The 26,044-nt window shown below is 70.5% G+C and carries 35 protein-coding genes; 13 read left to right on the top strand and 22 right to left on the bottom strand.

The window, feature by feature from the left end; all coding sequences use genetic code 11:
* Nucleotides 1–9: 9 nt before the first annotated feature.
* The 3 genes from CCN37_RS14890 to CCN37_RS14885 form a co-directional block, all read right to left on the bottom strand.
* On the bottom strand, nt 10–273 hold the full coding sequence (locus CCN37_RS14890) for a peptidase inhibitor family I36 protein (protein WP_086821356.1): 264 nt from the start codon (nt 271–273) through the stop codon (nt 10–12).
* Nucleotides 252–389, bottom strand: coding sequence for a hypothetical protein (locus CCN37_RS39845; RefSeq protein WP_168200678.1), 138 nt, complete (start codon nt 387–389; stop codon nt 252–254). The genes CCN37_RS14890 and CCN37_RS39845 overlap by 22 nt, the downstream gene beginning before the upstream one ends.
* Before the next feature lie 177 nt (nt 390–566).
* Nucleotides 567–1,853: an adenylosuccinate synthase gene (locus CCN37_RS14885; protein WP_086821355.1), complete on the bottom strand. Its 1,287-nt coding sequence runs from the start codon at nt 1,851–1,853 to the stop codon at nt 567–569.
* A gap of 74 nt (nt 1,854–1,927) precedes the next feature.
* On the opposite strand from CCN37_RS14885, the gene CCN37_RS14880 reads away from it, so the two are divergent.
* Together CCN37_RS14880 and CCN37_RS14875 are read left to right on the top strand one after the other, a co-directional pair.
* On the top strand, nt 1,928–2,584 hold the full coding sequence (locus CCN37_RS14880) for a hypothetical protein (RefSeq protein ID WP_086821354.1): 657 nt from the start codon (nt 1,928–1,930) through the stop codon (nt 2,582–2,584).
* A gap of 140 nt (nt 2,585–2,724) precedes the next feature.
* On the top strand, nt 2,725–3,366 hold the full coding sequence (locus CCN37_RS14875; protein ID WP_246843052.1) for an HNH endonuclease family protein: 642 nt from the start codon (nt 2,725–2,727) through the stop codon (nt 3,364–3,366).
* A gap of 64 nt (nt 3,367–3,430) precedes the next feature.
* Here CCN37_RS14875 and CCN37_RS14870 read toward each other — a convergent pair whose 3' ends face one another.
* A complete protein-coding gene (locus CCN37_RS14870) occupies nt 3,431–4,267 on the bottom strand; it encodes a hypothetical protein (RefSeq protein ID WP_086821353.1) in 837 nt (278 codons plus the stop codon).
* Between the two features lie 101 nt (nt 4,268–4,368).
* Between CCN37_RS14870 and CCN37_RS14865 the strand changes: the two genes are divergently transcribed.
* The gene (locus tag CCN37_RS14865) at nt 4,369–4,629 is read left to right on the top strand and encodes a hypothetical protein (RefSeq protein ID WP_086821352.1); all 261 of its coding nucleotides are present in this window, start codon (nt 4,369–4,371) and stop codon (nt 4,627–4,629) included.
* A 10-nt stretch (nt 4,630–4,639) separates the two neighbouring features.
* Here CCN37_RS14865 and CCN37_RS14860 read toward each other — a convergent pair whose 3' ends face one another.
* From CCN37_RS14860 to CCN37_RS14820, 9 genes are all read right to left on the bottom strand, one after another.
* Entirely contained in the window at nt 4,640–5,731 is a 1,092-nt protein-coding gene (locus CCN37_RS14860) for an aromatic acid exporter family protein (RefSeq protein WP_246843051.1), read from the bottom strand.
* A 3-nt stretch (nt 5,732–5,734) separates the two neighbouring features.
* The gene (locus tag CCN37_RS14855; RefSeq protein WP_210408027.1) at nt 5,735–6,328 is read right to left on the bottom strand and encodes a hypothetical protein; all 594 of its coding nucleotides are present in this window, start codon (nt 6,326–6,328) and stop codon (nt 5,735–5,737) included.
* A gap of 4 nt (nt 6,329–6,332) precedes the next feature.
* A complete protein-coding gene (locus CCN37_RS14850; RefSeq protein ID WP_168200677.1) occupies nt 6,333–6,749 on the bottom strand; it encodes a DUF3151 domain-containing protein in 417 nt (138 codons plus the stop codon).
* Between the two features lie 97 nt (nt 6,750–6,846).
* Nucleotides 6,847–7,881: a class II fructose-bisphosphate aldolase gene (fbaA, locus tag CCN37_RS14845; protein ID WP_086821351.1), complete on the bottom strand. Its 1,035-nt coding sequence runs from the start codon at nt 7,879–7,881 to the stop codon at nt 6,847–6,849.
* 117 nt (nt 7,882–7,998) lie between these two features.
* The gene (locus CCN37_RS14840; RefSeq protein ID WP_086821350.1) at nt 7,999–8,646 is read right to left on the bottom strand and encodes a dihydrofolate reductase family protein; all 648 of its coding nucleotides are present in this window, start codon (nt 8,644–8,646) and stop codon (nt 7,999–8,001) included.
* Between the two features lie 62 nt (nt 8,647–8,708).
* Entirely contained in the window at nt 8,709–9,245 is a 537-nt protein-coding gene (locus CCN37_RS14835) for a hypothetical protein (protein WP_086821349.1), read from the bottom strand.
* Nucleotides 9,246–9,305: 60 nt separating this feature from the next.
* The gene (locus tag CCN37_RS14830; protein WP_086821348.1) at nt 9,306–9,818 is read right to left on the bottom strand and encodes a snapalysin family zinc-dependent metalloprotease; all 513 of its coding nucleotides are present in this window, start codon (nt 9,816–9,818) and stop codon (nt 9,306–9,308) included.
* 118 nt (nt 9,819–9,936) lie between these two features.
* Nucleotides 9,937–10,275 (bottom strand): thioredoxin, encoded by a 339-nt coding sequence (trxA, locus tag CCN37_RS14825; RefSeq protein WP_086821347.1) that lies wholly within the window; start codon nt 10,273–10,275, stop codon nt 9,937–9,939.
* Nucleotides 10,248–10,637, bottom strand: coding sequence for a MerR family transcriptional regulator (locus tag CCN37_RS14820; protein ID WP_086821346.1), 390 nt, complete (start codon nt 10,635–10,637; stop codon nt 10,248–10,250). Before CCN37_RS14820 ends, trxA begins: the two co-directional genes overlap by 28 nt.
* 158 nt (nt 10,638–10,795) lie before the next feature.
* On the opposite strand from CCN37_RS14820, the gene CCN37_RS14815 reads away from it, so the two are divergent.
* A complete protein-coding gene (locus CCN37_RS14815) occupies nt 10,796–11,185 on the top strand; it encodes a hypothetical protein (protein WP_086821345.1) in 390 nt (129 codons plus the stop codon).
* Nucleotides 11,186–11,188: 3 nt separating this feature from the next.
* Here the strand turns inward: CCN37_RS14815 and CCN37_RS14810 are convergent, their stop codons facing one another.
* A complete protein-coding gene (locus tag CCN37_RS14810; RefSeq protein WP_168200675.1) occupies nt 11,189–12,166 on the bottom strand; it encodes a response regulator transcription factor in 978 nt (325 codons plus the stop codon).
* Between the two features lie 160 nt (nt 12,167–12,326).
* Between CCN37_RS14810 and CCN37_RS14805 the strand changes: the two genes are divergently transcribed.
* Nucleotides 12,327–12,836 carry an RNA polymerase sigma factor gene (locus CCN37_RS14805; protein ID WP_168200674.1) on the top strand — a complete coding sequence of 170 codons (510 nt, stop codon included), beginning with the start codon at nt 12,327–12,329 and terminating at the stop codon, nt 12,834–12,836.
* Nucleotides 12,837–12,847: 11 nt separating this feature from the next.
* On the opposite strand, the gene CCN37_RS14800 is transcribed toward CCN37_RS14805, so the two are convergent.
* A complete protein-coding gene (locus CCN37_RS14800) occupies nt 12,848–13,129 on the bottom strand; it encodes a YciI family protein (RefSeq protein ID WP_086821343.1) in 282 nt (93 codons plus the stop codon).
* A 143-nt stretch (nt 13,130–13,272) separates the two neighbouring features.
* On the opposite strand from CCN37_RS14800, the gene CCN37_RS14795 reads away from it, so the two are divergent.
* The 6 genes from CCN37_RS14795 (at nt 13,273) to CCN37_RS14770 (ending at nt 17,814) form a co-directional block, all read left to right on the top strand.
* Nucleotides 13,273–13,878, top strand: a complete 606-nt coding sequence (locus CCN37_RS14795; protein WP_086821342.1) for a SigE family RNA polymerase sigma factor — start codon at nt 13,273–13,275, stop codon at nt 13,876–13,878.
* A gap of 53 nt (nt 13,879–13,931) precedes the next feature.
* The gene (locus CCN37_RS14790) at nt 13,932–14,852 is read left to right on the top strand and encodes an ROK family protein (RefSeq protein WP_086821341.1); all 921 of its coding nucleotides are present in this window, start codon (nt 13,932–13,934) and stop codon (nt 14,850–14,852) included.
* Entirely contained in the window at nt 14,849–15,994 is a 1,146-nt protein-coding gene (nagA, locus tag CCN37_RS14785) for an N-acetylglucosamine-6-phosphate deacetylase (RefSeq protein ID WP_086821340.1), read from the top strand. Before CCN37_RS14790 ends, nagA begins: the two co-directional genes overlap by 4 nt.
* 18 nt (nt 15,995–16,012) lie before the next feature.
* Complete coding sequence (locus CCN37_RS14780) at nt 16,013–16,285, top strand: hypothetical protein (RefSeq protein ID WP_086821339.1); 273 nt, start codon at nt 16,013–16,015, stop codon at nt 16,283–16,285.
* A gap of 66 nt (nt 16,286–16,351) precedes the next feature.
* Nucleotides 16,352–17,029 carry a VTT domain-containing protein gene (locus CCN37_RS14775; RefSeq protein WP_210408031.1) on the top strand — a complete coding sequence of 226 codons (678 nt, stop codon included), beginning with the start codon at nt 16,352–16,354 and terminating at the stop codon, nt 17,027–17,029.
* Nucleotides 17,030–17,067: 38 nt separating this feature from the next.
* Nucleotides 17,068–17,814: a hypothetical protein gene (locus CCN37_RS14770; RefSeq protein ID WP_086821338.1), complete on the top strand. Its 747-nt coding sequence runs from the start codon at nt 17,068–17,070 to the stop codon at nt 17,812–17,814.
* 13 nt (nt 17,815–17,827) lie between these two features.
* Here the strand turns inward: CCN37_RS14770 and CCN37_RS14765 are convergent, their stop codons facing one another.
* On the bottom strand, nt 17,828–19,213 hold the full coding sequence (locus CCN37_RS14765) for an FAD-binding oxidoreductase (protein ID WP_086821337.1): 1,386 nt from the start codon (nt 19,211–19,213) through the stop codon (nt 17,828–17,830).
* Between the two features lie 43 nt (nt 19,214–19,256).
* Nucleotides 19,257–20,009, bottom strand: coding sequence for an MBL fold metallo-hydrolase (locus CCN37_RS14760; RefSeq protein WP_210408026.1), 753 nt, complete (start codon nt 20,007–20,009; stop codon nt 19,257–19,259).
* Between the two features lie 69 nt (nt 20,010–20,078).
* Between CCN37_RS14760 and CCN37_RS14755 the strand changes: the two genes are divergently transcribed.
* Complete coding sequence (locus tag CCN37_RS14755; RefSeq protein WP_246843050.1) at nt 20,079–20,744, top strand: DedA family protein; 666 nt, start codon at nt 20,079–20,081, stop codon at nt 20,742–20,744.
* On the opposite strand, the gene CCN37_RS14750 is transcribed toward CCN37_RS14755, so the two are convergent.
* From CCN37_RS14750 to CCN37_RS14730, 5 genes are all read right to left on the bottom strand, one after another.
* Complete coding sequence (locus CCN37_RS14750) at nt 20,727–21,212, bottom strand: hypothetical protein (RefSeq protein WP_086821336.1); 486 nt, start codon at nt 21,210–21,212, stop codon at nt 20,727–20,729. The genes CCN37_RS14755 and CCN37_RS14750 overlap by 18 nt on opposite strands.
* A gap of 294 nt (nt 21,213–21,506) precedes the next feature.
* Nucleotides 21,507–22,130: a nucleoside/nucleotide kinase family protein gene (locus CCN37_RS14745; RefSeq protein WP_086821335.1), complete on the bottom strand. Its 624-nt coding sequence runs from the start codon at nt 22,128–22,130 to the stop codon at nt 21,507–21,509.
* Nucleotides 22,127–22,924, bottom strand: a complete 798-nt coding sequence (locus CCN37_RS14740) for an ATP-binding cassette domain-containing protein (protein ID WP_086821334.1) — start codon at nt 22,922–22,924, stop codon at nt 22,127–22,129. The genes CCN37_RS14745 and CCN37_RS14740 overlap by 4 nt, the downstream gene beginning before the upstream one ends.
* Nucleotides 22,921–23,883, bottom strand: coding sequence for an ABC transporter permease (locus CCN37_RS14735; RefSeq protein WP_246843049.1), 963 nt, complete (start codon nt 23,881–23,883; stop codon nt 22,921–22,923). Before CCN37_RS14735 ends, CCN37_RS14740 begins: the two co-directional genes overlap by 4 nt.
* A gap of 5 nt (nt 23,884–23,888) precedes the next feature.
* Nucleotides 23,889–24,908 (bottom strand): substrate-binding domain-containing protein, encoded by a 1,020-nt coding sequence (locus CCN37_RS14730; RefSeq protein WP_086821333.1) that lies wholly within the window; start codon nt 24,906–24,908, stop codon nt 23,889–23,891.
* A 112-nt stretch (nt 24,909–25,020) separates the two neighbouring features.
* Between CCN37_RS14730 and CCN37_RS14725 the strand changes: the two genes are divergently transcribed.
* On the top strand, nt 25,021–26,013 hold the full coding sequence (locus CCN37_RS14725) for a LacI family DNA-binding transcriptional regulator (protein WP_086821332.1): 993 nt from the start codon (nt 25,021–25,023) through the stop codon (nt 26,011–26,013).
* Nucleotides 26,014–26,044 lie beyond the last annotated feature (31 nt).

Below are 26,044 nucleotides of genomic sequence, written 5' to 3'. Positions count from 1 at the left end.
AACCGTGCGTCAGGACGGAATGCAGTTCCCGGACTTCTTCTTGATCGAGTAGACCGGGTGGATGTTCCACGACGGGTCGTTGCCCTTGCGCCCGGCCGGGTGGATCTGAGTGGCCATGCCGCGGTAACCGGTGGACTCGTAGGCGCAGAACTGCGTGCCGGTGCGGTTCCAGCCGGACGGCGCCTTGGTGATCCCCTGCTTCGAGGTGTCCTGCGAGCCCTGCGCGTAGGCAGCGATCGTCCCGGTGCCGTTCAGGCCACTGAACAGGCACATGTGGTGGCGGGGCACCGCTCGTAGCCACCGGCGGCGGCCTGGGCGGGGGTGATCAGCAGACCGGTCGCGAGTCCGGACACGGCGACGGCGGCCGCGAAGAGTTTGACAGAACGCATTGTGCGATTCCCCATAAGTGAGAGCAATTCGCGAGCACAATTGCCCGCGTGAGCGAGCATGTATAGCAAAGGGTCGCGCGGCGCAAAAATAGAAGAATGCAATGCATGCCCCCGTTTATGGGGACAAAAAGGGGCACCCCGCATCCACGGAGTGCCCCTTTGCCTTGTGCGGCCGGATCAGGTCAGCGCGTGCCGGACGATCGTCTGGTCACGGCCGGGGCCGACGCCGATCGCGGACATCCGCGCGCCGGAGAGCTCCTCCAGGCGCAGCACGTACGCCTGCGCGTTGGCGGGCAGCTCCTCGAAGGTGCGGCAGTGGCTGATGTCCTCCCACCAGCCCGGCAGCTCCTCGTAGACCGGCTTGGCGTGGTGCACGTCGGTCTGCGTCATCGGCATGTCGTCGTGCCGCACGCCGTCGACCTCGTAGCCGACGCAGACGGGCACCCGGTCGAGGCCGGAGAGCACGTCGAGCTTGGTCAGGAAGTAGTCGGTGATGCCGTTGACGCGCGAGGCGTAACGGGCGATCACGGCGTCGAACCAGCCGGTGCGCCGGGCGCGGCCGGTGGTCACGCCGACCTCGCCGCCCTTCTTGCGCAGCAGCTCGCCCCACTGGTCGTTGAGCTCGGTCGGGAACGGACCGGAGCCGACGCGGGTGGTGTAGGCCTTGAGGATGCCGATCACCGTGGTGATCCGGTTCGGGCCGATGCCGGAGCCGACCGCGGCGCCGCCGGAGGTCGGGTTCGACGACGTGACGAACGGGTAGGTGCCGTGGTCGACGTCGAGCAGGGTGCCCTGCGAGCCCTCCAGCAGCACGGTCTCGCCGCGCTCCAGCGCCTGGTTGAGCAGCAGGCGGGTGTCGGCGATGCGGTGCTCGAACTTCGCCGCGTAGGCGAGCACGGTGTCCACGACCTGGTTGGCGTCGAGCGCGCGGCGGTTGTAGACCTTGACCAGCACCTGGTTCTTGAACTCCAGCGCGGCCTCGACCTTCTGCCGCAGGATCTTCTCGTCCAGCAGGTCCTGGACGCGGACGCCGACGCGGGCGATCTTGTCCTGGTAGCAGGGACCGATGCCGCGCCCGGTGGTGCCGATCTTGGCCTTGCCGAGGTAGCGCTCGGTAACCTTATCGATGGCCACGTGGTACGGCATGATCAGGTGCGCGTCGGCGGAGAGCAGCAGCCGCGAGGTGTCCACCCCGCGCTGCTCAAGGCCCGACAGCTCCTCCAGCAGCACCCCGGGGTCGACGACGACGCCGTTGCCGATCACGTTGGTGACACCGGGTGTGAGGATGCCCGAGGGGATCAGGTGCAGGGCGAAGTCCTGACCGTCGGGAAGAACCACCGTGTGGCCGGCGTTGTTGCCGCCCTGGTAGCGAACGACCCACTGCACCTGCTCCCCGAGCAGGTCGGTGGCCTTGCCCTTGCCTTCGTCGCCCCACTGGGCGCCGATCAGGACGATGGCAGGCATGTGAATACTCCAAAGAGGTCCGGCTGAGCGACGAGGGCGGATGCCGGTAGTTGAGGGTAGACCAGGAGTCGACTGTGGACGCACTAGCGTTGTGCTGCGGAAACGCGGAGATCACCGAGGGTGAGGGGGTCGAGACGCACCGCATCGGCGAGCGGCCGGGCAAGGCCGAGGTCGATCAGCTGCTGGAAACCCTCGGCGACCGGCGCCTGGTGGTCGCCGGGACCGACGCCGACCTGGCCGCGGTGGTGCTGCGACTGCTGCGCACCGAGCGGCTCCAGGAGGTCGCTGTCGGTTACGTCACCTCTGATCGGAATTCCGCTGTGGCGGAACTGTGGGGGCTGCCGACCGAGCCCGGGGCGGCGCTGCGCAGGGCGTTGCGCGGCGAGGTGGACAAGGTCCCGCTGGTGCGCGACGACGTCGGCGGGGTGCTGGTCGGGCGGGGCCGGATCGGCCCGGTGCGCGGGGTCGCCTACTGCGACGACGCCAAGGTGCTGCGCGGTCAGGCAAGCGCGCTGGAGGTCGTCCCGCACCACGCGCTCGGGCTGGAGGTCACCGTGCTGCGGCGCGGGCTGCTCGGCAGGCGCAGGGCGGTCACCACGGGCCGGGCGGTGCAGATCGGCTGCCTGCCGACACTGGTCTGGAAGGACGGCGTGCCGCACGAGCGGCAGCCGGACAAGTGGATCTGGTACCGGCACACCGAAGATCTACGGCTCATTCGAGGTCTCGATTGAGTGGCCGTTCTTTCCCGACCTTCGGAGGGAATTGCTGAGCTGTTGGTACTGATGTAACCGGAAGGTGTTGCCTCACTCACTCTGACGGGTGATGGTCGGATTGACCCTGCAATCAGGCCAACGACCCACCGGAGGCCCGAGTGTCCGCCACCACCCGCGTGCTCAGAACCCTGCTCCCCGCAACGCTGATCGCCGGCGTCGTCTCGATCGGGGTGACCGGCCCCGCGTCCGCCGCCCCTCCCGGAATCCCCGACACCGGCACCGCCAAGTCCGAGCTGGCGGCGCTGCGGGTGGCACCGGAGGGACCGATGACCGGCTACGACCGGAAGGAGTTCCCGCACTGGGAGCCGGTTTCCGGTGCGTGCAACACCCGCGAGGAAGTGCTCAAGCGCGACGGCACCGACGTGAAGACCGACGCCGAGTGCGCGTCCGTGTCGGGCAAGTGGTTCAGCCCGTACGACAACAAGACCTACACCGCGGCCTCGGACATCGACATCGACCACGTCGTGCCGCTGGCCGCCGCGTGGCGCTCCGGCGCGAAGGCGTGGACCAAGGAACGGCGCACGCAGTTCGCCAACGACCTCGGCAGCCCGCAGCTGATCGCCGTCAAGGACTCGGTGAACCAGGACAAGGGCGACAAGACGCCCGACGTCTGGAAGCCGCCGACCCAGGGCTACTGGTGCACCTACGCGAAGATGTGGACCCGGTCGAAGACCAAGTGGGGCCTCACCATCACCGAGGCCGAGAAGGGCGCGCTGAGCAGCATGCTCGGCGCCTGCTGACGGTCGGCCCTCCACTGTCCTCAGAGGACGGACGTCCGTCCTCTGAGGACAGACAACTGGACGGTCAGCTGATGATCGCCCTGCGCAGCGCCTCCTGCATCGCGAGCAACCGCTCCGGCAGCCGCGACGGCGCCTCGATCTCGTTGCCCTGGAACAGGGTTCGCGTGACCTCGGCGTCGCGGGCGCGCTCGGTGTCGAACTGCCTGATCGCCACGTCGAACGCGACGAGTCCTCGGAACAGGTTGTGCACCACGGTGTTCAGCCGGTCGACCTCGCGCTGCATCTCCGCGGCGATCCCGGCGAAGGCCGGGCGACCGCGCGCCTCGGCGAGGTCGGAGCGCAGCACCAGCTGGTCGCGCAGCTCGACCAGCGTCTCCCACACCCGCTTCTCCAGCGCCGCCATGCCGGAGGGGTCGACGAAGTGCATCTCGCCGATGCCGCTGCGCTGGATGCTGGTCAGCGGTTCGCACAGCGAGCGGGCGAGGCTGTTGTCCTCCGGGTAGCCCTCGAAGTCCCGCCACGCCAGGACGTCCTCCTCGTCGGCGACGCCCACCATCAGCTGCTCGACCTCGGCGTGCGCGCCGCCGGAGACGCGGCTGCGCACGGCCTCCACCACGAGGTACCCCCCGGCGAGCGCCAGGATGATCAGGCACGGCAGCAGGGCGACCAGGAGCACGTTGGCGACGTTGATGCCCAGCACCAGGAGCACGGTCGCCGCAGGCAGCCCGAACGCCGCCCCGATCCCGCCGAAGACGCCGAGAACGGAGCGGATGCGCTTGTGCTGGGCCAACCGGCGCACGGCGTTGATGTCGGCGGCGGGGTTCCACATCCACCACCGAGGGGACCCGGTCAGCACGACGACGTGACCGGGTCGCGCGGGAAGCCAGCCGTGCCGGTTCACTCCACCCTCCCCGCTCGCGGGGCGAGCCGGTGCCGCCCTGCGCCGTGATACCACTCTCGGTACCGTCGGCGCATCCCCTTCAAAGGACAAGGACGTGCGGCATGGGCGAACTGACGTCGAAGCTCACCGCGCTGCCCGGCGGCGTGATGACCGACGAGGTCGGCGTGATCACCGGAGACCTCGAACTGCGCACCCGCTACGACGACGACGGGACGCTGACCACCGAGGTCCGCTACGACGGGGCCGAGGAGTGGTACGGCCTCACCGGGGGCGACTGCAAGCTCTACGACGAGCGGGACCACGAGACCGTGCACACCGTGCTGCGCAACGTCCTGCACCGCGCGCCGATCGAAACCGGCTGACGACCGCGCCTCAGCGCTTCTGGTTCTGGCTGAGCGGGGGCAGCGCGGCGATCGCGTCGTTGCGCTTGATCCCCGTGGCCAGCAACAGGTCGACCGCGATCGAGCGGAGCTGGGCGAGCACCACGCGCGAGGAGAACCCGCCCTCACCGATGAGGGCCAGCGTCGCGCCGCGTGCCGCAACGTAGATCTCCTCCCTGGCCTTCACGGGCTCGCGCCCCTCGGCCAGATCGGCCTGGAGGGTCCGCACGGCGTCCGCGAGCCGGTCGAGCACGTCGGCGACCCCGCCCGGCATCGGCTCGTCGTCGCGCAGCGCGGCGAGCGCCCGTCGCACCAGCACCCTGGTGTTGCGCAACGCGTGGTCGACGGCGGTCGCGGCCGTCCGGTACCGCTCAAGATCACCGCGACGGCGCCAGCGTATCGGGGCGATCCTGGCGATCTCCGCCCCGGCGTCCAGCCCGGTGCGCAGGTCCTCGACCGCCTTGTGGCTCTCCCTGGCCTTCGCCAGCACGTCAGCGCACTTCGCGGCGTCGTGCCCGCGCACCGCGTCGGCGACCCCGCGCAGCGCCCGCTCCAGCTCGTCGAGCACGACCTTGCCCTGGCGGTGCGCCACGGTCAGGGGGTTGGCGGGCAGCAGACCGGCCACGAGCAGCCCGACGACTCCGCCGATCAGGGCGTCCACCATGCGGTCAAGCCCGCCGGTGTCCCCGGGCGGCAGCAGTGTCGCGACCAGCACCGCGGAGGACCCGGCCTGCAACGCGATCACGGCTCCGCTGTCGAGCAGCACGGCCGCTGACATGGCCAGCGCGACGACCAGGGTGATCTGCCACGGTCCCGAGCCGATCAGCGAGATCAGCAGGTCACCGACTCCGATGCCGACGCTGACGCCGACCACCAGCTCGCCGACCCGGCGCAGGCGCTGCCCGAAGGAGACGCCGAGGCAGACCACCGCGGCGATCGGCGCGAAGAACGGCCGGGGGTGGCCGAAGACGTAGAACGCGACCAGCCAGGCGATGCCAGCGGCCAGCGAGCACTGCGCGATCGGGATCGCCGTGCGCTGCCAGCGCTTCAGCCTGCGTTCTAGTTCTGCCCAGACCCGGTGCACCGGCTAATGCTGTCTCCTTGAACGCGAAAGAGCCACAGCAATGCCCAGGACGAGCGCCACACCGGCGCCGATGATCGGCCAGCGGGGCGCGGTCGGCGGAGCGGGCACGTTCCGCCCGCGACGGCGGTCCAGCTCCAGCAGCAGGCTGCGCTCGCCCATCCGCATCGCCCAGTTGTGATTGGCCGACAGCGCGGGCTTGAACAGCACGGAACCGTGCCGCAGCAACGGCCGGTCGGCCCGCACCACCCAGTCGAAGACGACGAGCACGTCGCCGCCCTGCTGCTCGTAGTGCCACTCACCGCGCCCGGTCAGGTCGCCGCGCCCGGTGAAGGCCGAGCCGTCCTCGCCGTGCGCGGCCACGGTCAGCCGCCAGCGCAGCGTGTACGGCAGCCAGCCGTTGGTGAACAGGTCGAAGGCGGCGCCGACGCCGTTGTCGTCACCGCGCTCGACGGCGACGACCTCGCGGTAGACCGCCGGCCACCACCTCGGCAGCTCGCGCGGATCGCTGAGCACGTCGCGGATCTCGCCGACGGTGCTGCCCGGCACCACCCAGCGGGTCTGGAAGACGTAGTCGTTGGCGCCGCCCATCTGACTCATTCGCCTAGGCCAGCCCGAGCTCGGCGGGCGCCTTGGGGTCGCTGTCGGCGAGGAAGGTGCGGCAGCGGTCGAACTCCTCCGTCTCGCCGATCTCCCCGGCGGCGCGGGCGAGCGCGGCCAGCGCGCGCAGGAAGCCCTGGTTCGGCGCGTGGCTGAACGGCACCGGGCCGAAGCCCTTCCACCCGGCGCGGCGGAGCTGGTCCAGCCCGCGGTGGTAGCCGGTGCGCGCGTAGGCGTAGGCGGCGACCGGGTCGCCCGCGTCCAGGGAGCGCTCCGCGAGCGCGGCCCACGCGGCGCTGAAGTACGGGTGCTCGCGCGCGACCTGCGCCGGGTCGGTGCCGCTGTCGAGGGCGGCCTGCGGGACCGGGAGCTCCGGAAGCGCGGTGGGGTCGGGACCGAGGAGGTTGCCGTGCAAGCTCATCGCACCATCGTGCCACCCGGCGCCCCCTGCCCCGAACGCGCGACGGCCCGGCACCCCGTCGCGGGTGCCGGGCCGTTCTGCGGAGCGGGGGTGCGGGTCAGCCCGCGATCATGCGGCCAGCGGACTTCAGGTTCTCGCAGGCGTGCGCGATGCGGGCGGCCATGCCCTGCTCGGCGGCCTTGAGGTAGCTGCGCGGGTCGTAGACCTTCTTGTTGCCGACCTCGCCGTCGATCTTCAGCACGCCGTCGTAGTTGCCGAACATGTGCGCGGCGATCGGGCGGGTGAAGGCGTACTGGGTGTCGGTGTCGATGTTCATCTTGATGACGCCGTAGGACAGCGCCTCGTGGATCTCCTCCAGCAGCGAGCCGGAGCCGCCGTGGAAGACGAGGTCGAAGGGCTTGGAGCCGGCGGGCAGGCCCAGCTTCTCCGCCACGACGTCCTGGCCCTGCTTGAGGATCTCCGGGCGCAGCTTGACGTTGCCCGGCTTGTAGACGCCGTGCACGTTGCCGAAGGTCGCGGCCAGCAGGTAGCGGCCGTTCTCCCCGGCGCCGAGCGCCTCGACGGTCTTCAGGTAGTCCTCGGCGGAGGTGTAGAGCTTGTCGTTGATCTCGTTGTCGACACCGTCCTCCTCGCCGCCGACGACGCCGACCTCCAGCTCAAGGATGATCTTGGCCTTGTAGGCGCGGTCGAGCAGTTCGGTGGCGATCGTCAGGTTCTCGTCGAGCGCGACCGCCGAGCCGTCCCACATGTGCGACTGGAACAGCGGGTTGAGGCCCTTGGCCACGCGCTCCTCGGAGACCGCGATCAGCGGGCGGACGAAGCCGTCCAGCTTGTCCTTGGGGCAGTGGTCGGTGTGCAGCGCGATGTTGACCGGGTACTTCTCGGCCACCACGTGCGCGAACTCCGCCAGCGCGACGGCGCCGGTGACCATGTCCTTGACCTTGGTGCCGGACAGGAACTCCGCGCCGCCCGTGGAGATCTGCACGATGCCGTCGCTCTCCGCCTCGGCGAATCCGCGCAGTGCCGCGTTCAGGGTCTCCGACGAGGTCACGTTGATCGCGGGGTAGGCGAACTCGTTCGCCTTGGCCCGGTCGAGCATCTCGCCGTAGACCTCGGGGGTTGCGATCGGCATGGAAACGTCCTCCTCGTGGGCGTTCTGCTGGCTCGGGGCGACGCCGTCTCCGCTGCATCCTACGAGGCGGTGCGGTAACCGCCCTCACACACCGACCACATCGATCAAGAACGCCCGTCACCTGCGCCAGAAGAGGTGGTGCTCCACTCCGCTCGGGCTCGGCACGACGTCGCGGTGGAAGCGGTCCAGCAGCTCGTCGGAGGAGGTCCACAGCCGCGAGCCCGCGCCGATCTCCACCTGCGGCGAGACCGCGACGTGCAGCGTGTCGACGAGGTCGGCGTCCAGGAACTGCCGGATGGTGGCCGCACCGCCGCCTAGCCGGACGTCCTTGCCCTGCGCGGCTTCTTTGGCCTGCTTCAGCACGGTCTCGGGGTCGCTGTCGACGAAGTGGAAGGTGGTGTCGGAGAGGGTGAACGACGGCCGCACGTGGTGGGTCATCACGAAGACCGGCGTGTGGAACGGCGGCTCCTCGCCCCACCAGCCCTGCCAGGAGTGGTCATCCCACGGGCCCCGGTGCGGGCTGAACTTGTTGCGCCCCATGATCTCCGCGCCGATGTTGTTGGCGAAGTCGCGGGTGAGGTAGTCGTCCAGCCCTCGGCTGCCGCCGGGGTCGGTGCGGTTGGGCCAGCTCGCCGTCGCGCCCGCCCACGAGAACATGGTGCCGGGGTCGGCCGAGCCGAACGGCCGCTCCAGGCTCTGGCCCTCACCGGCGCCGAAACCGTCCCGGGAGACGTTGAAGTTCTGGACTTTCAGCAGCTGTGCCACGCGTTCCTCCTGCGCTCGGTTGATGGTTGGACCGCGCGGAGCGGACGAACTCATCGCGGAGCCTAAGAGACGCCGGTCACACTCGGCCCGCCGAGAACGGGGAACGCGCTCAGCTCGCCCATCACGTCGAGCGACACCACGCCGTCGTCGACCGCGAAGGACCACGGGGGCTCGACGAAGGTCGACCACAGCTTGTCGCCCTCGGCCGTCCACGCGGCGAGTTCGAGTTCGGCGGACATCAGCACGACGTCACCGTGCTGGGACCACCCCCAGAAGCCGCAGTCGGTCTCGGCGTGCCACAGCGGGCGCGGCGGGTCGAGCCGGTACGCGTGCACACCGCGCCCGGCGCCGACGAAGAGGACGCCGGTCTCCGGGACCACGTGCACGGCGAAGGGGAAACCGCCGGTGGAAGGGGCGTACGCGACGCGGAGGCCGAGCGAGGGCCACGCGTCGGCGCGACCGGCGAGCAGGAACACGGTCGCGTCGGCCTCGGGGTCGGCGATCTCGTCGACGAGGTCGGCGTCATCGAGCCCGGCGAGGCGGTCGGCGGAGAACACGACGTGCACCGCGAAAGGGAACCCGCCGACGGAGAACTCCATCCGGGCAGCGTAAACGGCGGGACCGGAGTCGGGCCGATCCCGCCGTCACGTGTGGTGGGGCTAGGCCGCCGCGGTCCGCGAGCCCGCGAAGTTGCGGTCCACCTCGGCCGCCTCGGCGGCGTTCGGCGGGACGCTCTTGCAGCTGACGCCGCCGGTGCTGCCGGACATCAGGCTGGAGCACGGACCGGGCTTGCGGTCCGGCAAGCCGAGGATGTGGCCCAGCTCGTGGGTGGCGATGCGCGGCACGTAATAGCCCTGGTTGACCGCGGTGCGGCCCATCCAGACGGTGCCGGAGCCCAGGCGGCCCGGCTGCGCGCGCGGCCAGCCGTTGTCGACCAGGATCTTGATGGAGGAGTTGGCCGCCGTGCCCTTGGCCAGCTTCACGTTCTTGACGCTGTTGTTCCAGACGACGGCGGCGTCCTCCCAGGCCTTGGCGAACTCGCCTGCCTGGCTGTTGTCGAAGTAGACCGTGCGGGCCGCGGGGGCCGCCGACGCGGCGACCTGCATGCCCGCCGCCAGTGGCATGGCCACGACGAGACCGATCACCGCGCGTCGAAGGTGTGAGAGTGCCATTTTCTGAGTTCTCCTTGCTGTTGCAGGGAAAGCGGGGTCCTCAGGTGGCCGATGGCTTCGACGCTAATTCGTGATCTCGGCGTGCTGGCAGGGCCGTTCGTTGGTTCTTGTTCACCTTTCAGTCGGTGATGCCCAGCTCCTTGAGCAGCCTCGTCTTGGGCTTGGCGCCGACGACCCCGCGGACGAGTTCGCCGCCCTCGAAGACCAGCAGGGTGGGCAGCGACATGACCGCGTATCGGGCGCCGACCACGGGGTTCTCGTCGTAGTTGAGCTTGACCACGCGCACCTTGCCGGCGTGCTCGGCGGCGATCTCGGCGAGCACCGGCGCGATCATCCGGCACGGCGGGCACCAGGTGGCCCAGAAGTCGACCACCACGGGCAGGTCGCTGCCGAGCACGACCTCATCGAAGCTCGCGTCGGTGACGGCGGTCAGGTGTTCCTGCGCAGGCGCGGACATGTCTTCTCCTTGTGCTCCTTGGCCCGTTCGAGCTGGCCCTCCAGGTGGGAGCGGACGGCGTGCAGGCGCTCGACGCAGTCGTCGATCTCCTCGATCTTGCGGCGGTAGACCGCGACCGCGTCCGGGCACGCGTCGCCCGCGGAGTTGCCCGCGCGCAGGCACGCGACGAACGGCCGGGTCTCCTCCAGCGCGAAGCCGATGTCCAGCAGCGAGCGGATCTCGCGGGCGACCCGCAGGTCCAGCTCGTCGTAGTCGCGGTAGCCGTTGGCGCTGCGCCTGGCACCGAGCAGGCCCTGGCTCTCGTAGTAGCGCAGGGACCTGGTGCTGGTGCCGACCTTGTCGGCGAGTTCTCCGATGCGCATCTGTCCGCCTCCCGCTCGGCGACGCTAGACCTTGACGCCGATGTCAACGCCAGGGTTTCCGGCAGATTCCGGCACACCAACGGGTGCGCCGGGCACCACGGGAAGCCGACCCTCAGTAGCCTCTCGGGCACGAGCAGTCACATCGGGGAGGCACTGCGGTGGAGCTGGTGTTGGACGTTCCGTGCCCGGTCTGCGAGGGCAGCGGGAAGAACACCGAGCCGGGGATCGAGCACATCGGCGAGGAGGCCTTCCGCAAGCGCAGGCGCGCCGAGCGGTTCCTGCTGGCGCCCCCGGTCGCCGCGAAGATCAACGAGATCGCCGACGAGTGGGACGAGCTGAAGCAGTACGCGGCCGACCGCGGTGACGACGAGGTGCTCAACTACGTCGAGTACCTCCAGCTGCGCGAGGGCGACTCGGTGATCACCAGGGCCTACATCACCGCCAACACCCACCCCGCATGCGAGCCGTGCAAGGGCAAGGGCCGCGAGCTGACCGACCAGGGGAAGATGGTGCTCGCCTTCATCAAGCGCTGGCCGCCGGAGGACTAGCTCTCACTCGCTGAGCAGGACCAGCCCGGCGCGTTGCGCGCGGACGGCGGCCTCGGTGCGACTGCGCACGTCCATCTTGTGCAGCACGCGCTCGACGTGCTTGGCGACGGTCTTCGGCGAGATCAGCAGCGCGGTGGCGACCTGGACGTTGGTGCGGCCGTCGACGAGCAGGGTCAGCACCTCCAGCTCGCGCACGCTCAGCCCGAAAGGCGGTTCGGCGGCCTCCTCCAGCACGAGCACGCGGTCATCCCACCGCGTCGTGGTGATCGCGTGCAGCACACCGCCGCCGGAGTGCCACCAGAACCGCTGCGGCAGCTGCTGCCTCGCGTAGCGCGCCAGCAGCATCCTGACCAGCGGCGATCCCTCGGCGAGGTGCGGGCCGATCGGCCTGCCGGGCACGCCCTCGATCACCGGGCCGGGGTAGAAGCAGACGGTGTTCACCGCGTCGTCGACCTCCCACACCGGCGGCGGGAAGGAGCGCGTGCGGTCGACCAGCCCACCGAGCATGGACTGCATGGCGACCAGCACCGCGACGTCGGAGTCGGCCGGGTGGCGGGCGTCGTCGGTGGAGATGTGCAGGTTGCCGGTGTAGACGCCGAGCCGGTTGTAGAGGCAAACGGTGACGCCCTCGGTGAACCCGGCCGGCAGGAACACCTCCTGCGCGGAAAACGTCTCCCGGTACGGAAAAGGCGTGTCCCGCCAGCGCAGCGGCCGGTTGTTCACCTTCCGCATGTGCTCGTACGCGGGATCGTTGCGCACGAACCACGAATCGAGGTGATCCAGCACGTGCGCCGGGTAGTCGATGTTGACGAGCGACTTGTGGTCGACGTCGAAACCATGGAAAGTCGAGAGGCTGGACGCCGCGAAGGGAACGACCTTGCGCAGGCCCGCGAGAATTTCCTGCGCCTTCTCCGAGGAGCCGGCGGAGCCGCCGAGCACGGCGCCAGCCTCGATCAGGAAAGCGATCTGATCGTCGCGCATCCCCACCTCCCCACGAGGGGGCGTCAGGCTACGTCGAGCCTCCCACCAGCGCAATGGGCACTTGAGCCCATTGGTTCGCCCCCCGCCGGAAAATAGCGTCTCCCTCGTGTGAAAACAGGGGAACACGGGGCGGAACACCCCGATGTGGGGACGGTGGCAGATGTCGGACGACACCTTTGACGTGAACTTCACGGCGAGCATGATCCGCTTCCGGCCGGGCGCGCTGGCGATCGCGAGGGCCATCACCGGGGACCGGTACGACGCCGAGGACGCCGTGCAGACCGCATATCTGCGGGCCTGGCGAAAACGCCACCAGCTCAGCGATCCCGATGCCGTGGGCCACTGGCTCGCGACGATTGTGCGGCGCGAGTGCTACGCCCTGCTGCGGGCGAAGAAGAAATGGGCGGAAGTCCCATGGGAATCGCGGGCACGACGGGAATCCCTGTCGAACGCGTGCGATCCGGCCGAGGTGGTGACGGCGGGCGAAGCGCTCAGCAGGGTGCGGCGCGCGTTCTCCCGGCTGCCGAGCACCGACCAGCTGGTCTGGCACCTCAAGGTGCACGAGCACTTCCGGCACCGGGAGATCGCGACGATCCTGCACAGCTCCGAGGGCGCGGTCGGCGCACGGCTGCACCGGATGCGGACCGCGCTCAGGGAGGCGCTGGCATGAACGTGCTGGAGCTAGGAGAGCCAGGCGCCGAGGGCCGGGTTCCACTCGGTCACGGTGGTCTTCACGATCACGCCCGCCTTGGTGTACGGATCAGCGGCGAGGTGGCCGTTGAGCTCATCGGCGTCCGCGGTGTCGAAGACCACGATGCCGCCGGTGTCGTCGGCCAGCGGCCCGGCGGCGAGCACGGTCCCGCGCTCGGCGAGCGCACCGAGGTGCGCCCGGTGCTCGGGGCGGGCGGCGTACCGCGTGTCCTTGTCCGCGCTGTACTCCCACTGCACGACGAAGCGCGCCATGACGGCCCTCCTACCTCGGATGATCTCCCGCCGAACGCTAGACCACTGCGCTCCGTGATCGATTGACTGTGGAAGGTCACGTTTTCTGGGACTTCTCCCAAGCTGGTTGCCACGGAGGTGACCAACCTCGGTACGGTCGTCGCGTGGTAGGGGACGACGCGCGGGGCCTGGGTCAACAATCCGGTCCGAGGCCGGTCACCGTCGAGCAGACGGTTGAGCGGACACTCGGCCACATCAGGGCGCTCGACCCCGATGACCGCCCCGGCGGGAGCACCCTCACGCTGGAGGACCTCTACCGCCAGCACCGGATGCGCCTGGTCCGCCTCGCCGTCCTGCTCGTCGACGACGCCGCGACCGCGGAGGACGTGGTCCAGGAGGCGTTCACCGGGCTCTACCGCAACTGGTCCGGCCTGCGCGACGGCGCCGCGGCCGTCGGCTACCTGCGCACCGCCGTGGTCAACGGCAGCCGCTCCGTGCTGCGCCGCCGCAAGACCGCCCGCGAGTACCAGCCGCCGCACATGATCAACGCCAGGTCGGCGGAGTCGCTGGCCATGCTCACCGCCGAGCACCAGGCCGTGGTCGCCGCGCTCGGCCAGCTGCCGCCGCGCCAGCGAGAGGTGCTGGTGCTGCGTTACTACGGTGGGATGTCCGAGGCGGAGATCGCCGAGTCCACCGGCATCTCGCGCGGCACGGTGAAGTCCACCGCGAGCAGGGCCCTCGACGCGCTCCAGAAGATCATCAAGACCTGAGGTCGCTGGGAAAGGTCTAGACCAAGCACCGCCCGGTACCGCAGGATGCCAGGGTGTCCAGCTCCCATGCGGTCGTCGCGGTCGACGTCGGCGGTACCGAGATCAAGGCAGCCCTGACGCGCGGCCCGGTGCCGTCCGTGCTCCGGCAGCTGCGCCGGGCCACGCCGAAGCTCGCCGACGGGACCGCGACGGCTGAGGCCGTGGTCGCGGAGGTCGCCGACATCGTCGCCGTGCTCAGCGAGGGCGAGAACCCGGAAGCGGTCGGCGTCGTGGTGCCCGGCATCGTCGACGACGAGCGGCGGATCGGGGTGTTCTCGGCGAACCTCGGCTGGCGGGACTACCCCTTCGGCGAAGCGCTCGCCGCCGCGATCCCCGGGCCGCTGGCCTTCGGCCACGACGTGCGCGCGGGCGGGCTCGCCGAAGCGCGGCTCGGCGCCGGTCAGGGCTTCGACGACCTGGTCGTGCTGCCGATCGGCACCGGCATCGCGGGCGCGCTGATCATCGGTGGGCGGCCGCACTCCGGCGGCGGCTACGCCGGGGAGATCGGCCACCTGGTGATCGCCGACGGGCCGGACTGCGCGTGCGGGCAGCGCGGCTGCCTCGAACTCATCGCCTCCTCCTCGGCCGTCGCCCGCCGCTACACCGAGCGCAGCGGGCGCGCGGTCGGCGGAGCGGTCGACGTGGCCACCGCGCTGCGGGCCGGCGACGCCGACGCCAAGCTGGTCTGGGGCGAGGCGGTCGACGCGCTGGCCAGGGCGATCACCCAGCTCGCGACGCTGTTCGCCCCGCAGGCCGTCGTGCTCGGCGGTGGGCTGGCCCTGGCCGGGGAGCTGCTGACCGGGCCGCTCGGGGCGCGGCTGGACGAGCTGATCACCATCCAGCGGCGGCCCGAACTGCGACGGGCCGCGCTGGGCGACCAGGCCGGGTGCCTCGGGGCGGCGCTGATGGCCATCGAAGCGCGGGAGGGCCGATGAAGCTCGTGGGAGGCAGGGTCGTCACACCGGACGGGGTGCTCGACCCCGGGTGGCTGCGCGTGCAGGGCGAGCGGATCGCCGCGCTCGGCGCCGGGACCGGGCCGGAGCTGCCGGGCGAGGACGTGGTGGACGTCAGCGGCCGCTGGATCGTCCCGGGCTTCGTCGACATCCACTGCCACGGGGGCGGCGGCGAGTCCTTCTCCACCCTCGACGGCGACCGGATCGCGCACGCCGTGGCCGCGCACCGCAAGCACGGCACGACCACCATGCTGGCCAGCCTGGTCACCGGCGAGATCCCCGAGCTGGCCAAACAGGTCGCCGCGCTCGCCGAGGCCACCAGGGACGGCCTGGTCGCGGGCGTGCACCTGGAGGGACCGTTCCTCTCCGCCGCGCGCTGCGGAGCGCACGACCCCGCGTTGCTGCGCGCGCCGGACCGCGACTCGGTGCGGACGCTGCTCGAAGCCGGGGACGGCGCGGTCCGGATGATCACGCTCGCGCCCGAGCTGGACGGCGCGGTCGAGGCGGTGCGGCTGCTCGCCGACAACGGCGTGATCGCGGCGATCGGGCACACCGACGCCACGGAAGCGCAGGTCAGGCCTGCTGTGGACGCCGGAGCCACGGTGGCGACGCACCTGTTCAACGGCATGCGCCCGTTGCACCACCGCGAGCCGGGACCGATCGGCGCGCTGCTGGACGACGAGCGGGTCACCGTCGAGCTGATCTGCGACCTCGTGCACCTGCACCCGACCGCGGTGCGGCTGGCCGCGCGGCACGCGGGCGCTGGGCGGACTGTCTTGATCACCGACTCCATCTCCGCGTCGGGCATCGGCGACGGCGTCTACGACCTGGGCGGACTCCAGGTGACCGTGCGCGATGGCGTGCCGACGCTGGCCGGGGGCTCGCTCGCGGGCAGCACGCTGACCATGGACGCCGCCTTCCGCAACGCCGTGGTCAACGCCGGGCTGAGCGTGTCCGACGCCGCCTTCGCCTGCTCCACCCGCCCCGCGAGCCTGCTCGGGCTGTCCGAGGAGACCGGGGCGCTGCGCCCCGGGCTGGCCGCCGACCTGGTGGTGCTGGACGGCGACCTGCGCCTGCGTTCGGTGCTGCACCGCGGCGGGTGGGTGGACACGGCGGCGGTCTGACCCCGCTACCTTGGAGGGATGGGCCAGGGAGACGATCCGGAGCGCTTGCTAGCCGAAGCGCTGCGGGCACAGGCCGCCTCCACCCCGGCGAGCGGGTCGAGCGGTGTGCCGACCGAGGCCGCCCTGCGCGCGATCATGGGCACCGGGCCGACCGAGCGCGTCGACCCCGATCCGCCGACCGTGCGGACGGACGGCGAGCGGGCCCCGCTGCGGGCGCGGACGCTGCTGCTGCTGGCGGTGCTGCTCGGGCTGGCGGTCGGGACCGTCGCCGGGCTCGTGTCCGTGCTGTGACCCGAATCTGTATCGTGGTCGCTCGTGACGACCGTTTTGCCCGCTCTCGCAAGCACCACGACCGAGATGGCGCTCTTCGGCATCAAGTGGCTCGACCCCGAGTACATCATCACGTCGATGGGTCACTTCGCCCTCGTGGGGATCTGCCTCATCGTCTTCGCCGAATGCGGTCTGTTCGCATTCTTCCTGCCCGGTGACTCGCTGCTGTTCGTCGCGGGCCTGTTCGTGGCCAGCGGCGCGATCGACACGCCGATCTGGCTGGTCTGCCTGTTGATCACGCTGGCGGGCATCCTCGGCAACGTCGTCGGCTACGCGATCGGCTGGAAGGCCGGTCCGGCGCTCTTCGACAAGCCGAACTCCAAGATCTTCAAGAAGGACTACGTCGACAAGACGCACGAGTTCTTCGAGAAGTACGGCGCGCGGGCGATCGTGCTCTCCCGGTTCGTCCCGGTGGTGCGCACGTTCATCACCGCGCTGGCCGGGGTCGGCCGGATGGAGCCGAAGAAGTACTTCACGTACTCGATCGTCGGCGGTATCGCCTGGGGCGCGGGCATCACGGTGCTCGGCTACTCGCTCGGCGGGGTCGCGTTCGTGAAGAACAACCTCACGGCCGTGCTGCTGGCCATCGTGTTCATCTCGATCCTGCCGATCATCATCGAGGTGATCAAGGCGCGCAAGGAGAAGAAGGCCGCGGCCCGCGAGTCCGCCGACCAGACTCAGGTCTTCGAGACCTACCGCGACTGAGCGTGCAACCCCTTGGTGATCGCGCCCGTAGGTAGGGCGTGATCACCAAGATGAAGCCCAGGATGAGGCACCGTCTCGCGGTCAGCGCGCTTGGCGCACTCGCGGCGGTCTCCCTGCTCACCCCGCCCGCCTCCGCAGCTCCCGCCGACTCGACCGCGCCCCGGATCGGCGTGGACGCGGGTCGCGCGCCCCACGTTCCCGCACCAGCAACCCGCTTCGGCGAGGTGCCCGACATCCCGTGGCCGCCCGCCGGGGTCGTCCCGCCCAAGCACTCCGCCGAGAAGCTGCGTGAGTTCGGCGCCGCGATGAGCGAGCGCCTGGCGCAGTCCTTCCCGAAGGTCGTCACCGAGGCCAAGGACCTGCGGTTCACGCCGTGGAGCGGGGAGTGGGAGGGCGTCATCGAGGACGGCCAGGACTACCTGACCACGTGGGCGATCTACCAGGACAAGATCGGCCGCACCGCCACGGCGTACCAGGTCGAGGCGCCCGGCCACTTCACCCCGTCGCCGCGCCAGTGGTGCGCCGACAACGCCGCCTCCTGCTCGGCGACCAAGCTCGCGGACGGCTCGCTGGTGCTGAACGCGGTGAGCAGGATCGAGACCGGCAAGGAACCCCGGCACATCGAGAGCGCGCTGCACTACCGCCTCGACGGCAGCGTGGTGTGGGCCTCGGCCTACGACTACGACCCGATCTTCGACGAGCACCAGGGGCCGAACCGCAAGGAGATCGCGCTGACCACCGCACAGCTCACCGAGCTGGTCACCGACCCCGCCCTGCACCTCTGACCGACTGAGGACCTCAGGCGAACATCGACCCCGGGTTGAACACCGACCCGGGGTCGAGCGCCCTCTTGATCGCCCGGTGCGCCTCGATGCCGACCGGGCCGATCTCCTTGGCCAGCCACTCGCGCTTGATCTTGCCGACGCCGTGCTCGCCGGTGACGGTCCCGCCGAGGCGCAGGCCCACCTCCAGGATCTCGTCGAAGGCCTGCTGCGCCTTGGCGAACTGCTCCGGCGAGGACGCGTCGTAGACGATCGTCGGGTGCATGTTGCCGTCGCCCGCGTGGCCGACGACGGCGATCATCAGCCCGCAGCGCGCGCTGATCTCCTCGCAACCGCTGATCAGCTCGCCGATGCGGGTCCTGGGCACGCACACGTCGTCGGTCAGCCAGGAGCCGTAGACCTCCAGCGCGTTGAGCACCGCACGCCGCGCGGTCAGCAGCATCCGGCCCTCTTCGAGGTCGGTCGTGGAGTACGCCAGGTCGGCGCCGGAGTCGGTGCAGATCTGCTCGATCGCGGCCAGCTCGCGCAGCGCGGCCTCACCGCCGGAGTCGGACTGGCAGATCAGCAGCGCGGCACTGCCCGCGCCCGCGCCGACCTCGGTGTTGAGGTGCTGCTCGACGGCCTTGATCGAGGCCGCGTCCATGATCTCCATCAGCGACGGGACCAGGCCCTCGCGGACGATCCGGCTCACCGCCGCACCGGCCGCGGCCGTCGAGGAGAACGAGGCGACCATGGTGCCGGGCGCCTGAGGCAGCGGGCGCAGCGCGAGGGTGGCTTGGGTGATCACGCCGAGCGTGCCCTCGCTGCCGACGAAGAGCTTGGTCAGGTCGTAGCCCGCGACGCCCTTGACCGTGCGCCGCCCGGTCCGCAGCACGTCGCCGTTGGCGAGCACGACTTCCAGGCCCAGCACGGAATCCGTGGTGACGCCGTACTTCACGCAGCACAGGCCGCCCGCGTTGGTGGCGAGGTTGCCGCCGAGCGTGCACCAGTCGTAGCTCGACGGGTCCGGCGGGTAGAACAGCCCGTGCTTCTCCACGGCCTGGCGGAGATCGAGGTTGATCACGCCGGGCTCGACGACGGCGAGCCGGTTCTCCGCGTCGATCTCGACGATCTTGTTCATCCTGGTGGTCACCAGCACCACGCAGCCGTCGATCGCATTGGCCGCTCCGGAGAGCCCGCTGCCCGCGCCGCGCGGCACGATCGGCGTCCCGGCGGCGGCGCAGGCCATGACCACCTGGCGCACCTGCTCGGTGTCCGAGGGCAGCACCACGGCCAGCGGAGAGCCGACGGGGGCCAGCGGCATCATGTCGCGGCTGTAGCCAGTGGTGACGTCCGGATCGGTGAGCACCCCGTCTGCTCCGACGGCGGCTTTGAGCTGGTCGATGAGGGCGGCGGTGTCCACGCACCGACCGTAGACCGAGGCGCCCCGGCTCGGCGAGGGCTCTTCAGCGCAGTTCGTAAAGATCGTTGTCCGACACCGCGGCCGTGCGCCCGCCGAAGACCTTCGCGGCGCGCTCGGCGGCTGCCTCCGGCGTCATCGCGGGGCCGACGTGGGTGATCAGCAAGCGCTTCGCCCCGCCACGGCGCGCGGCCGCACCGGCGTCCTCCGGAGTGCAGTGGACCTCGGTCGGGTCGTCGGAGTCGGCCTCGCAGAGCAGCACGTCGGCGCCCGTGGCCAGCTCGTCCAGCGCGGCGCACGGGCCGGTGTCGCCGGAGTAGGCCAGCACCCTGCCGTTGTGCTCGGCGCGCAGCCCGAACGCGGGGATGCCGTGGTGCACGGCGCGGCTGGTCAGGCGGAGGTCACCGAGGTCGATCTGGTGGCCGTCGTGCAGCTCGTGCTCGTCGAAGACCGCGCTCATCGCGGCGACCTGCGAGTTCGTCAGGAACGCTTCGAGCCGCCCACCCCAGCCGATGGGGCCGTAGACCGGGATGCGGCGCTGCGGGCGCAGCTCGGAGAAGGCCAGCGCGTAGTAGGCGGAGGCGAGGTCGGCGAAGTGGTCGGCGTGCAGGTGCGAGATCCAGATCGCGGTCAGCTGATCGGGGGAGACGTGCCGCTGGAGGTTGGCCAGCGAGCCGGGGCCCGCGTCGACCCACACGGCGTTCTCCTCGGTCCGCAGCAGGTACCCCGAGCAGGCGTTGTCCGGGCGCGGGTAGGGCGTTCCCGCGCCGAGGACGGTCAGGCTCAACGAACTGCTCACGGAGTGCTCCCGCCCGGTCAACCAGGAATTCACCGATGACCGCTCGCGGGTCCACGTAGGGTCGACGAGGTGACGGCGACGCAGACCCTCCTGGCCTGGGACCCGCTGGGGACCGGCGGCCCGGTCCTGATCTGGGCCGTGGTCGTGAGCTTCATCTTCGCCGAGTGCGCGCTTGTCATCGGGCTTTTCCTACCCGGCGACTCGCTGCTGTTCACCGCCGGGGTCCTGCTCGCGCAGCAGGGGCTGCCCGGCAACGCGTGGGGGCTGGCCATCGCGACGACGCTGGTCGCGATCTGGGGCAACGACGTGGGCTACCGGATCGGCGTGCGCACCGGGACCCGCGTGCTGGCCCGCGAGGGCGGCAAGGTCCTGAACAGGGAGAACCTGGACCGGGCGCGGAACTTCCTCGACCGCTACGGGTTCTGGGCGATCGTGGCGGCCCGCTGGCTGCCGTGGGTGCGCACGCTCGCGCCGATGATCGCGGGCGCCGCGCGGATGGACCGGGGCCGCTTCTTCTGGTCCTCGGTGATCGGCTCGATCACCTGGGCGCCGCTGCTGATCCTCTTCGGCTACTACGCGGCGGGCCTGCTGGACCGGCACCCGTGGCTGAAGGTCGTGGCGATCGTGGCGTTCCTCGTGGTGGTGCTGACCGGGACGGTCTACGGCGCGATCCGCTTCCGCCAGGACATGAAGCGCCCCATCGACGAGTCCGCGTCCTCACCGGACCGTCAGTGACCCGTCGCTGAACTTGAGCAGCGTGGTGCGCGAGGGCCGCACGAACATGTGCCCGACCGAGAACCCGAGCACGCCCATGAACAGGTACACGACCGGTTCGAAGTAGGTCAGCGGGTTCGTCGGCCCCGGCACGATGGCGATGAGCGCGGCGCCGACCACGACCCCGCCGAGGCAGACGACCAGGGCGTTGCGGATCGTGCGGGCGCGGGCGACGACGAGGCGGTCGCCGTCGAGGCACCTGCGCGCCAGCAGCATCGTCACGGCCAGCGCGAGCACGAACAGCGGCGGAACCGCGATGACGACCGCCGTGATCGGGTCGGGTCGCTGCGACAGGATCGAGCCGACGAAGCGAAGGAACGCGTACATCAGCGGTGTCGTGACGAGCAGCGTGGCACCCATGATCACCATGCCGCTGCGGAAGCGCCTTGCGAACAGCGGTGGCAGCGGGACGCGCAGGTCGTGCGGCATGCGCCTCCGACGGAACCGAACGGCGCCGCGTTCCATCGAATCGCGGCGAAAAGATGAAAAAAGCAGCTTCATCAAGGGTAGATCAGGAATTCTTGACGGCCACCGGAGGAAGCTGTCATCTTTTTTCGGAACAATCAGGAAGGGCTAACAGGAAGAAGAAGCCCATGCGCTCTCAACTGAGGACCGCCTTCCTCGTCGTCATGGCCATCGCCGCGCTCGGCGCACTGGCCCTGCCCCCAGCGGGCGCGGACACGCAGGTCAGCGTCACCAGTCAGCAATGACGAGCAATCTTTTCTAGATAACTGAGTGAACGCAAAGGTCTGCACGCGACATTGTTTCAGCTACCCGGACCGCGTTCGACTGATCCGAACCCAAAGCCCGTTCTTCCGCTTCTTCACGGGTTCGGCCATAACGTTCGTGCCGTGCGACGAGCCTGCTGAGCCGGACGTCTTCGTCCGGAGCCAGGAACCACACCTCGTCCAGCACCTCGCGCAGCCGCGACCACGGCTGGTCGGCGAGCAGCAGGTAGTTCCCCTCGGTGATCACCAGCGGCACCTCGGGGGCCACCGGGACCGCGCAGGCCACCGGCTCCTCGATCTCGCGGCGGAACTCCGGGGCGTACACCGTCACCCCGGGCTCCGCCCGCTTCAGCCGAACCAGCAGGTCGAGGTAGCCGTGCGCGTCGAAGGTGTCCGGCGCGCCCTTGCGCTCCGCCCTGCCGAGCCGCTCCAGCTCGCGCTGGGCCAGGTGGAAACCGTCCATGCCAACGAGAACGGCCCGCTCGCCCAGCTCGGTGGCGAGCCGTTCCGCCAACGTCGACTTGCCCGCCCCCGGGGCGCCGGTGATGCCGAGCAGGCGCCGACCACCCGGCTCCACCAGCTTCGCCGCCCGTGCCAGCAGGTCCGCGAAAGCGGTCACCGGTAGACCTCGACCAGCTCAGTGCCGTCCTCGGAGAGCTTCAGCGCACCGGTGATCAGCCCGACGACCTCGTTCATCGTGCGTTCGCGCGGGGAGACCACGCCGACGCGCTTGCCGAGCCGGTGCACGTGCACGCGATCGGCGATCTCGAAGACGTGCGGCATGTTGTGGCTGATCAGCACCACCGGCAGGCCGCGGTCGCGGATGCGCCGGATCAGGTCGATCACCTTGGCCGACTCCGCGACGCCGAGCGCGGCGGTGGGCTCGTCCATGATCACCACGCGGCTGCCGAAGGCCGCTGCGCGGGCCACCGCGATGCCCTGGCGCTGACCGCCGGACAGGGTCTCCACGGTCTGCGCCATCGACTTGATCTTGATGTCCAGCTCGCCGAGAATCCTGGCCGCCTCCTCGCGCATGCCCTTCGAGTCGAGCAGCCGGAGCACCGCGCCGAGCGGCCCCGGCCTGCGGCGTTCCCGGCCGAGGAACACGTTGGTCGCGATGTCCTGGGCGGGCGCGAGCGCGAGGTCCTGGTAGACGGTCTCGATCCCGTGCCTGCGCGCGTCCAGCGGCCCGGAGAAGCGCACCGGCTCGCCGTCCACGCTGATCTCGCCCTCGTCGGGGACGACCGCACCGGAGAGCGCCTTGATCAGGCTCGACTTCCCCGCACCGTTGTCGCCGACCACCGCCAGGACCTCACCGGGCAGCAGGTCGAAGTCGGCGCCGTCGATCGCGGTCACCTTGCCGTAGCGCTTCACCAGCCCCCGGGCCCGCAGCACCGGCACCTGCTCGCTCATCGCTGCTTCCTCCTGGAGAACCGGTCGACCGCGACGGCGACGATCACCAGCACGCCGGTGGCCACGTCCTGGTAGAGGCTGTCGATCCCGGCCTGGGTCAGCCCCGAGCGCAGGACCGCCACGATCAGCGCGCCCACGAGCGTGCCGAGCACGCTGCCGCGCCCGCCGAAGAGGCTGGTTCCGCCGAGCACCACCGCGGTGATCGAGTCGAGGTTGCCCATCTGGAAGGCGTTCGGGTCGGCGTTGGGCACGCGGCCGAGCGCCTGCCAGGCCGCGATCCCGTAGACCAGCCCGGCGACCACGTAGACGCTGAGCACGGTGCGCCGGACGTTGATGCCCGACAGCCGCGCGGCTTCGGGGTCGTTGCCGACGGCGTAGACGTGCTTGCCCCACGCGGTCTTCGTCAGCGAGTACCAGGCTCCGCCGAACATCAGCACCGCCAGGCCCATGCCGAGGGTGACCTCGACGTGGCCGAAGAGGTACTGCCGGGTGCCGAGCAGGCCGAGCACGTCGTCGGTGACCGGGTAGCTGCGGCCCTCGGCGTAGATCCGGCTGACCGCCGTGACGATGGTCAGCATGCCGAGCGTGACGATGAACGGCGGCAGGCTCGCGCCCGTGACGATGCCGCCGATCAGCGCGCCGATGGCGACCGCGGCGGCGATCCCGGTGACCAGCGCGACGGTGCCGGAGACCCCGCCGACGACCAGTTTCGCCATCAGCAGGGTGCCCAGCACGGCCGTCGCCGCGTTGGCCAGGTCGATGCCGCCGGTCAGGATCACCAGCGTCTGACCGAGCGCGAGCGTGCCGACCACCAGCGACTGCTGCACGATCAGCGAGAGGTTGTCGCTGTTGAGGAAGGTGTTGGTGGTCAAGGAGAACACCAGCACGGCGGCCACCAGCGCGATGGCCGGGCCGATCGCCGGTGTGCGGAGGATGAACTCCGAAGTCTTGGCGCGCAACAGGATCAGCCCCAGCAGTTCTGCAGACCCCAGGCGGTGTCCTTGGAGTCGATGCCCGCGACCGGCTTGTCGGTGATCACCACGGAGCCGGTGTTGACGAAGCCGCCGGGCTTCTTGCCGGACTTGGTGAACTCGACCGCGGCTTGCACGCCCTGTTCGGCCATCTTCTTCGGGAACTGCATGACGGTGACGGCGTACTTGCCGTCCTTCACGTCCTGCACGCCCTGGCAACCGCCGTCGATCGAGCCGACCAGCACCTGCGCCGCCCTGCCCCTGGCCGCCAGCGCCGCGTAGCCGCCCCGCGCGGCGGGCTCGTTGATCGTGTAGACCGCGTTCACCTCGGCCGCGCGCTGGAGCAGGTTCTCCATCGCCTGCTGGGCCTTGTTCTGGTCGCCGTTGGTCGACTCCTTGCCCAGGATCTTCGCGTCACCCTCCGCGATGCCGATGCCCGCGAGGAAGCCGCGGTGGCGCATCTCGTCGACGGTGCCGCCCGGCGAGCCGTCGAGCATCAGCAGCTTCGGCTCCTTGCCCGCGAGCGCGGCCTTCACGTAGGCGCCCTGCGACTTGCCCGCTTCGAGGTTGTCCGTGGCGAAGGTGGCGTCGACGGCGTCCTTGGGCTCGGTCTCGGTGTCCAGGGCGATCACCAGGATGCCCTTCTCCCTGGCCTTCTTGATCGCGCCGAGGATGCCGGTGGAGTTGCTCGGCGTGATCAGGATGGCGTCGACGCCCTGCTGGACCAGGTTCTCCAGCGCGGCCACCTGGCCCTCGTTGTCGCCGTCGAACTTGCCCGCGAGCGCGACCAGCTCGGCGCTGTCCTTCTTGGCCTGGGCGCTCGCCGCCTCGCGCAGCGCCACGAAGAACGGGTTGCTGTCGGTCTTGGTGACCAGGCCGACCTTGGTCTTGCCGTCGTCGTTGCCCCGCCCGGTGTCCCCGGCCTTCTGGCTGGTGCACGCGGTGGCCACGAGTGCGAGTGCGGCGGCCGCGAGCACGGCGGCGCCTCTGCCTAGGGGACCTCGTCGTCCCATGGGTGCCTCCCGGTTGGGCGGGTTGGTGGCGGGACGCTAATCCCGCGCGGGCCCGGGTGCCAAGCGTTTGCGCAAACGCTTGGCACGGGCGCACCCTGGGGCTGTGGTCACGATGCGGGACGTCGCGCGGCTGGCCGGGGTCTCGATCACCACGGTCTCCCACGTGGTCAACGGGACCAGGACGGTGGCCGAGGCGACCAGGAAGCGGGTGCTCGACGCCGTCGCGCGCACGGGCTACACCGGCAACGCCATCGCCAGGTCGCTGGTCACCGGTGGCACCAGGACGCTGGGCGTGGCGATCTCGCTGGTCGCCAACCCGTACTTCGCCGAGCTGATGCAGGCCATCGAGGGCGAGGCGAGCGCGGCCGGCTTCACCCCGCTGCTGATCGACACCCACGACGAGGCCGAAGCCGAACACGCCGCGGTGCGCGCGCTGCGCTCCCGGCGGGTGGACGGACTGCTGCTGACACCGTCGCACCGGGCGAGCGCCGCGGTGCTGCCGGAGCTGCGCCAGCTCGGCGTGCCGACGGTGCTCGTGGACCGGCTGCCCGCGGACGGGCAGTTCGATCAGGTCGGTCCGGAGAACGTCGGCTCCACCGCCGCGCTCGTCACCCATCTGGCCGAACGTGGACATCGCCGGATCGGGTTGGTCAGCGGGGCCGCCGGGCTGACCACGAGCGCCGAGCGGAGGAAGGGCTACCTGCTCGGCCTGCACCGCGCGAGCCTGCCCGCCGACGACGCGCTGATGGTCTCCGGAGAGTCCCGGGTGCTGCCCGCCGCCGAGGCGCTGCGCGAGCTGCTCGCCCTGCCGCAGCCGCCGACCGCCGTGGTCGCCGCGAACAACAACATGCTGGTAGGAGTCCTGCGAGCGGCCAGGGAGCTGGGCGTGCGGGTCGGCGAGGAGCTCGCCGTCGTCGGCTACGACGAGGTCGAGTGGGCCGAGCTGGTGGACCCGCCGCTGACCACGATGGCGCAACCGATCACCGAGATCGGGCGTACGGCAGTGCGGATGCTGCTCGCCAGGATCGCCGATCCGGGGCGCCGGGCGCGCACCGTCCGGCTGCCCGCGAGGCTGATGCACCGCCGCTCCTGCGGCTGCGCATGATCGAGACGCCGCTAAGGTCCCAGCGGCGGCC

The sequence above is a fragment of the Allokutzneria sp. NRRL B-24872 genome, from assembly GCF_002155965.1.
GTDB lineage: Bacteria > Actinomycetota > Actinomycetes > Mycobacteriales > Pseudonocardiaceae > Allokutzneria.
The sequence above is the reverse complement of the archived record's forward strand: the minus strand, read 5'-3'. Positions and strand labels throughout refer to the sequence as shown.

Excerpts from the sequence above, each read along its gene's own strand:
- CCN37_RS14890 (WP_086821356.1), bottom strand. The coding sequence starts at position 273 with ATGTGCCTGTTCAGTGGCCTGAACGGCACCGGGACGATCGCTGCCTAC.
- CCN37_RS39845 (WP_168200678.1), bottom strand. The coding sequence starts at position 389 with ATGCGTTCTGTCAAACTCTTCGCGGCCGCCGTCGCCGTGTCCGGACTC.
- CCN37_RS14885 (WP_086821355.1), bottom strand. The coding sequence starts at position 1,853 with ATGCCTGCCATCGTCCTGATCGGCGCCCAGTGGGGCGACGAAGGCAAG.
- CCN37_RS14865 (WP_086821352.1), top strand. The coding sequence starts at position 4,369 with ATGGGCGAACTGACGTCGAAGCTCACCGCGCTGCCCGGCGGCGTGATG.
- CCN37_RS14855 (WP_210408027.1), bottom strand. The coding sequence starts at position 6,328 with ATGAGTCAGATGGGCGGCGCCAACGACTACGTCTTCCAGACCCGCTGG.
- CCN37_RS14850 (WP_168200677.1), bottom strand. The coding sequence starts at position 6,749 with ATGAGCTTGCACGGCAACCTCCTCGGTCCCGACCCCACCGCGCTTCCG.
- fbaA (WP_086821351.1), bottom strand. The coding sequence starts at position 7,881 with ATGCCGATCGCAACCCCCGAGGTCTACGGCGAGATGCTCGACCGGGCC.
- CCN37_RS14835 (WP_086821349.1), bottom strand. The coding sequence starts at position 9,245 with ATGGAGTTCTCCGTCGGCGGGTTCCCTTTCGCGGTGCACGTCGTGTTC.
- CCN37_RS14830 (WP_086821348.1), bottom strand. The coding sequence starts at position 9,818 with ATGGCACTCTCACACCTTCGACGCGCGGTGATCGGTCTCGTCGTGGCC.
- trxA (WP_086821347.1), bottom strand. The coding sequence starts at position 10,275 with ATGTCCGCGCCTGCGCAGGAACACCTGACCGCCGTCACCGACGCGAGC.
- CCN37_RS14820 (WP_086821346.1), bottom strand. The coding sequence starts at position 10,637 with ATGCGCATCGGAGAACTCGCCGACAAGGTCGGCACCAGCACCAGGTCC.
- CCN37_RS14810 (WP_168200675.1), bottom strand. The coding sequence starts at position 12,166 with ATGCGCGACGATCAGATCGCTTTCCTGATCGAGGCTGGCGCCGTGCTC.
- CCN37_RS14805 (WP_168200674.1), top strand. The coding sequence starts at position 12,327 with ATGTCGGACGACACCTTTGACGTGAACTTCACGGCGAGCATGATCCGC.
- CCN37_RS14800 (WP_086821343.1), bottom strand. The coding sequence starts at position 13,129 with ATGGCGCGCTTCGTCGTGCAGTGGGAGTACAGCGCGGACAAGGACACG.
- nagA (WP_086821340.1), top strand. The coding sequence starts at position 14,849 with ATGAAGCTCGTGGGAGGCAGGGTCGTCACACCGGACGGGGTGCTCGAC.
- CCN37_RS14780 (WP_086821339.1), top strand. The coding sequence starts at position 16,013 with ATGGGCCAGGGAGACGATCCGGAGCGCTTGCTAGCCGAAGCGCTGCGG.
- CCN37_RS14775 (WP_210408031.1), top strand. The coding sequence starts at position 16,352 with ATGGCGCTCTTCGGCATCAAGTGGCTCGACCCCGAGTACATCATCACG.
- CCN37_RS14750 (WP_086821336.1), bottom strand. The coding sequence starts at position 21,212 with ATGCCGCACGACCTGCGCGTCCCGCTGCCACCGCTGTTCGCAAGGCGC.
- CCN37_RS14740 (WP_086821334.1), bottom strand. The coding sequence starts at position 22,924 with ATGAGCGAGCAGGTGCCGGTGCTGCGGGCCCGGGGGCTGGTGAAGCGC.
- CCN37_RS14730 (WP_086821333.1), bottom strand. The coding sequence starts at position 24,908 with ATGGGACGACGAGGTCCCCTAGGCAGAGGCGCCGCCGTGCTCGCGGCC.
- CCN37_RS14725 (WP_086821332.1), top strand. The coding sequence starts at position 25,021 with ATGCGGGACGTCGCGCGGCTGGCCGGGGTCTCGATCACCACGGTCTCC.